Source organism: Psychromonas sp. (assembly GCF_983033635.1).
This window is the reverse complement of the sequence record NZ_CEZLMY010000100.1, coordinates 1-4,707: the sequence shown is the minus strand read 5'-3', so window position 1 is coordinate 4,707 and position 4,707 is coordinate 1. Positions and strand designations below refer to the sequence as shown.

Genomic DNA, 4,707 nt, shown 5'->3' with positions numbered 1-4,707 from the left:
TTTGGACTACAGCTAGCGCGTTTTTTTCTTTCTGCCATTTTTCCGTTAGCCAGTCTCCTTTTTCTTTTAGTTGAGTCAGTTCATTTTGAAGTAATTCTAATCGGTTAACTGCGACACTTCCTGTCTCATTTTTGATAGCAGAGATTTCGATTTCCAACTCAATAATCCTTTGATCAATTGTATCGATCTGCTCTGGTTTAGCTGAAAATCCGATTCGTACAGAAGCACAGGCCTGATCAATCAGATCGAGTGCTTTGTCGGGTAGGTATCTATCTGTAATGTAACGCTTTGCTAATTTTACCGATGCCACAAGTGACTCATCTAATAGCTGAACGCCATGATGAACTTCATATTTTTCCTTTACCCCTCTTACAATTGAAATGCTTTCATCTACGCTGGGCTCATCAACCATGACAACCTGAAAACGACGCATCAAAGCAGCATCTTTTTCTATATGCTTTCGGTACTCTTCAGTACTCGTCGCACCAATACAACGGATTTCACCTCGTGACAGTACAGGCTTGAGCAGATTTGCAGCATCCATTGCCCCCTCTGAAGCTCCAGCTCCCACCAGCATATGTATTTCATCAATAAACAGAATGATATTTCCTGCATCTGCAACCTCCTGCAGAAGACGTTTAAAGCGTTCCTCGAATTCTCCCCGATATTTAGCTCCGGCAATCAACAGACCCAAGTCGAGAGAGAGAATGCGGGTTAATTTCAGATCATCAGGAACTTCACCTTTATCCATACGCTGTGCAAGCCCCTCGACGATGGCCGTTTTACCTACTCCGGGCTCTCCAATAATTATTGGGTTGTTTTTTATTCGGCGACTTAATACTTGTATAGCCAGCCGCACTTCCTGCTCTCGACCAATTACAGGTTCCAGTGCTCCCTCGCTGGCTCGCACAGTAAGATCGTAAGTATATTTTGAAAGGTATTTACCAGTAGTGCTCTCTTCTTCATCTGAAATGGACTTTTCTGACGATATTTTTTTAACAATATCTTCCAATTGTCGCTTGTTTCCTCCCGCATCCGAAAATGCCCGTTCAATATCTTCAAGCACCAACATACCCAACAGGATTTGATTAATGCTTATGTACTTCTCACCTTTACCGAAAGAGGCGTCTTGCGCGCTAATCAATATCCTTTCCAGATCGCGATTAATAGGTGTCTGCTGGCTGTCCGAACGAGCCTTCGGTTGAGTTAATAGCCGGCTTTCTACCTGGACTGCAAGTGTGTCAATATCAATATTGGCTGGCTTCAAATATTCTGGTTGCAGGTCATTAGTTGCATCCAGCATCACCGCGAGCACATGCCACGGCGTCACGTATTCATGGTCGTTTTTAACAGCCAAACGGCAGGCACTTTCAATAACTTCCTGAGCTTTAACTGAAAATTTTTCGATTAGCATAAAGCTTTTCCCACTACTTACCGAGTTTTGCGGAGCTGGAGATATACTTCCAATACGAACATCACTTACCGATAATTCAAGTAATATTTATTGCTCTAATTTATATAGTAAACACTACAGATAATAGCCAGTGTTAATATCGTTAAAAAAAACGATAAGCAGCTGAATTACATAAAAAATATCATCAAAAAAAAAGAAACAAAAAACTATTCGCTTAGCAAAACGTCACGAATGCAAGCATAGATTTTGCAGAAGAAAGGCTAAAAACTAAGGTTTACGGGCTCCCGCATACAGGTGCATAAGAGCACGCTCTAAATGTTGACGCTTAGCAGAATCTTGTCGACCGCAGGTCAGTACAAATTCGGCAGTCCTTATAACTTGTTTTCGACGAGGATATTTTGGTAATGTTTCCAAGCATAAGTAGCGATCAAGTGTCTGAGTGCGATCCCAACCATTTTCGTTGGTATAAACCTTCCACAAGCCAGACTGCCGTGCTAAATCGCCTTTGCTACCAAGAGCACAATCTAGCCAGTAGTCGACTACCAGATTCATTACATTAACCAGTAATGAGCGTATATCATCATGATCTTGATCCGCATCCAGCCATCTGGTTAACTGCTTAAGTGCTGTATCAATAGCATGCAGATCGTCGATGAGTTCGGGGTGCTCTGCCATAAGCTCTGGCGTGAAAAAACACAAAGACTCCTCAACAGCACGCAGACGATTGCGATTACGATTTACTAATTCAACTATAAAAGCTGGTACCTGATCTGCAGTCGCACCTATAGCTCGCACTACTAACATCAGCAGCAGCTCATCTTCGAGCTCTAATTGGTAAGCTTGTATATCATTATAATGTTGCGAATGGTTGGCATATATCAGCTCCATTGAACAAGGCTCAAGCTCGCCACTGTTACTCAAGCCTTCTAACCAGTTATGGAGCCGCCCTTGACTCTCGGCAGGAAACAAGATCTCCATTGCCCTCCCCTGTATCTGCTCAACGGTGAAGCCTGTAAGCTGCTCAAAGGCTTGATTACAAAAGCAAAGCTCGCCGCCTTCACTAATGGCAAGTACCGACTCGGGAACGGAATCCAACATCGCCCCCAGGCGGCGACGTATTAATTGCAGATCCCATTCTGTTTGCCTGCGCCGAACAATTTCCATCTTAAGCTGCTGGTTTTCGAGTGCCGCTTGATGGGCTCCACGCACCCTCAATTGAGTAACCACCCGTGCGAGTAATTCTTCCCCGGCAACAGGTTTTTGCAAGTAATCATTCGCGCCACAATTAATGCAGTTAATCCAATCTTTCCGCCAAGCTATAGAGGTTAGCATAATGACTGGCAGCTCAGCCGCATTAAAACTTTCACGCAGCCGTTCACAAACCACATAGCCATCCGAATCTGGCAAAGTTATATCCAGCAAAACAAGATCAGCTTGTTGCTCTGTTTCCAACTGCTGCAATAGCAGCTCACCGTTACAAAACGTGGTCACTCTCAGTCCTTCGGATATCAGATACTGACTGATAACTTCTAAAGTCGCCGAATCATCATCCACAACCAGTATATGTGGAGTCAGTCCTAACTCAGATACCACTGAAGCGCTTTGCAGTTTATGCTCTTTTGGGTGCGTCTCAGAAATCACTATTTACTCCCTAGTTCGCATATTTTCGGCCAGTGACGTTATCAATGCCTGCAATATAAAGGTAAACTTATTGATACCAACTGGCTGCTTGTCTAGCGTAAGATTTTTATGCTTGAGATGAGAAGAATCAAGCATAGTCTTCACCGGCTTAGCCAACCATTAAATGAAATGAAAAAAAATAACAAAGCCAAAGAAAGCAGGTAAATCGTATTAATTGATAGAGATTGCCTTTCACCAGCCTGGCAGGCCTGAATAAACACAGCACAACACAAAGTGGTAATTAAGCATTTGATGAAAATTGAATTTGAAAAATCTGTATTATTTTTTTCTTTAGTTGGCATTATTCAACATCCATCTATGCAATATAATAAAGCAACAAAAGTAACGTTTTATAAAAATCAACAAACATATACTTGCAGTAAGTATATGTTCGGTTTTTAATCTTTCAGAAAAATCAAAAAAACAGTTGATATAGATCAAAATAGCTATGGCACTGTCAACTTTTCTAATCCAGTTCAGAAAAGCTATTTTTAGCACTCTATGCCACAGGCTGTGTAAAAACCAGTTGTCAGTATAAGTTAATGATTCTTGTATTAACGCCTCAAGAAGAGGTACGATTTAATACGTCCTTCTTGCTTGATTTGTTAAATTTTTGTACCCAGTTAATGGCGCAATATAGAATGCAACCTACTAGGGCACTATACAAACAGACTTTGTGTAAAGTCTGAAGTGAAATAATGCCGAGAAATACATTGCTAGTTGTGACTGGAAAAAACGGCTCGATATCAGAATGCATAATACTATCAAGCAGTACGTGACTGTATGTACCGATCAATGCTGATAAAAACGATACCCACCATGAAATATTCAACTGCCATTGCTTATTAAAACCAATAATAAATAGGCCAATTTCTGATAGATACTTGCCAGATAATGCTGAAAATACGGCTAGTAACGTGGCACCTACCAATGAGTGTGAAAAACCATGTAGACGCCCTTCGCCAGAGATCATTACAATTAATGGCTGGATATCCATAACGATTTGAGCCCAGCCGAACACCATTAAACTGAAACTCCCCTGAAGAAGAGCTTTGACTACTATTCCTGGGCCCATGTGAAATGGTGTAAATGGCATATGCTCTCCATATGATGAAATTTAACGCCTCAAATAATGCTGCGCATTATTGCTCGTCCAATTGCTTTTACTTGCTAGATGCTTGAATGCTTTGAATTTCTTTTTGAATATCTTTATTAAGCTCATCTAAGGATAGATTAATAACTGTTTTCCAGTTACTACCGCTAGCTGTTTGAAATCTTTCTTGAACTTCACTATCAAATTCAATTCCTTTGTCGAACCCTTGGACAGGCGAAGTTACAACAATAGAGGTTTGAAAGTTTATTCCTAAAGACCAAAAGCCGGGGCTAAACCACCCCCAAAACTTTTTAATATCTACCTCTACGGGAATCGCCTTATCATAGCCCGTATCTTTGTCAGATAAAACGCGATAACCATTTTCCCTAAAACCTTTTGATAGTCTATTTTCTACTACGTTCATGACAGTTTTTCCCTCGGGCAACAAGATATCGCCTAAAGCCTGGCCAAATGTATTACGCTTTCTTGCTATAGCCCTTGCAGTAATACTCGTGTCATT

The 4,707-nt window shown here is 41.2% G+C and carries 4 protein-coding genes; all 4 read right to left on the bottom strand.

What is annotated here, in order from left to right:
- The coding region (locus tag AC4GME_RS12615; RefSeq protein ID WP_490379496.1) for a Clp protease N-terminal domain-containing protein at positions 1 to 1,414 on the bottom strand (1,414 nt) is incomplete at its 3' end.
- A gap of 267 nt (positions 1,415 to 1,681) precedes the next feature.
- A complete protein-coding gene (locus tag AC4GME_RS12610; RefSeq protein ID WP_490375857.1) occupies positions 1,682 to 3,055 on the bottom strand; it encodes a response regulator in 1,374 nt (457 codons plus the stop codon).
- Positions 3,056 to 3,656: 601 nt separating this feature from the next.
- Positions 3,657 to 4,190, bottom strand: coding sequence for a metal-dependent hydrolase (locus AC4GME_RS12605; protein ID WP_490379495.1), 534 nt, complete (start codon positions 4,188 to 4,190; stop codon positions 3,657 to 3,659).
- A 67-nt stretch (positions 4,191 to 4,257) separates the two neighbouring features.
- Positions 4,258 to 4,707 (bottom strand): hypothetical protein (locus AC4GME_RS12600; protein ID WP_490379494.1); only part of this gene is annotated, 450 nt, incomplete at its 5' end.

What these genes read in the sequence shown, in the direction of transcription:
- AC4GME_RS12605 (WP_490379495.1), bottom strand. Translation starts at nt 4,190, where the DNA reads ATGCCATTTACACCATTTCACATGGGCCCAGGAATAGTAGTCAAAGCT.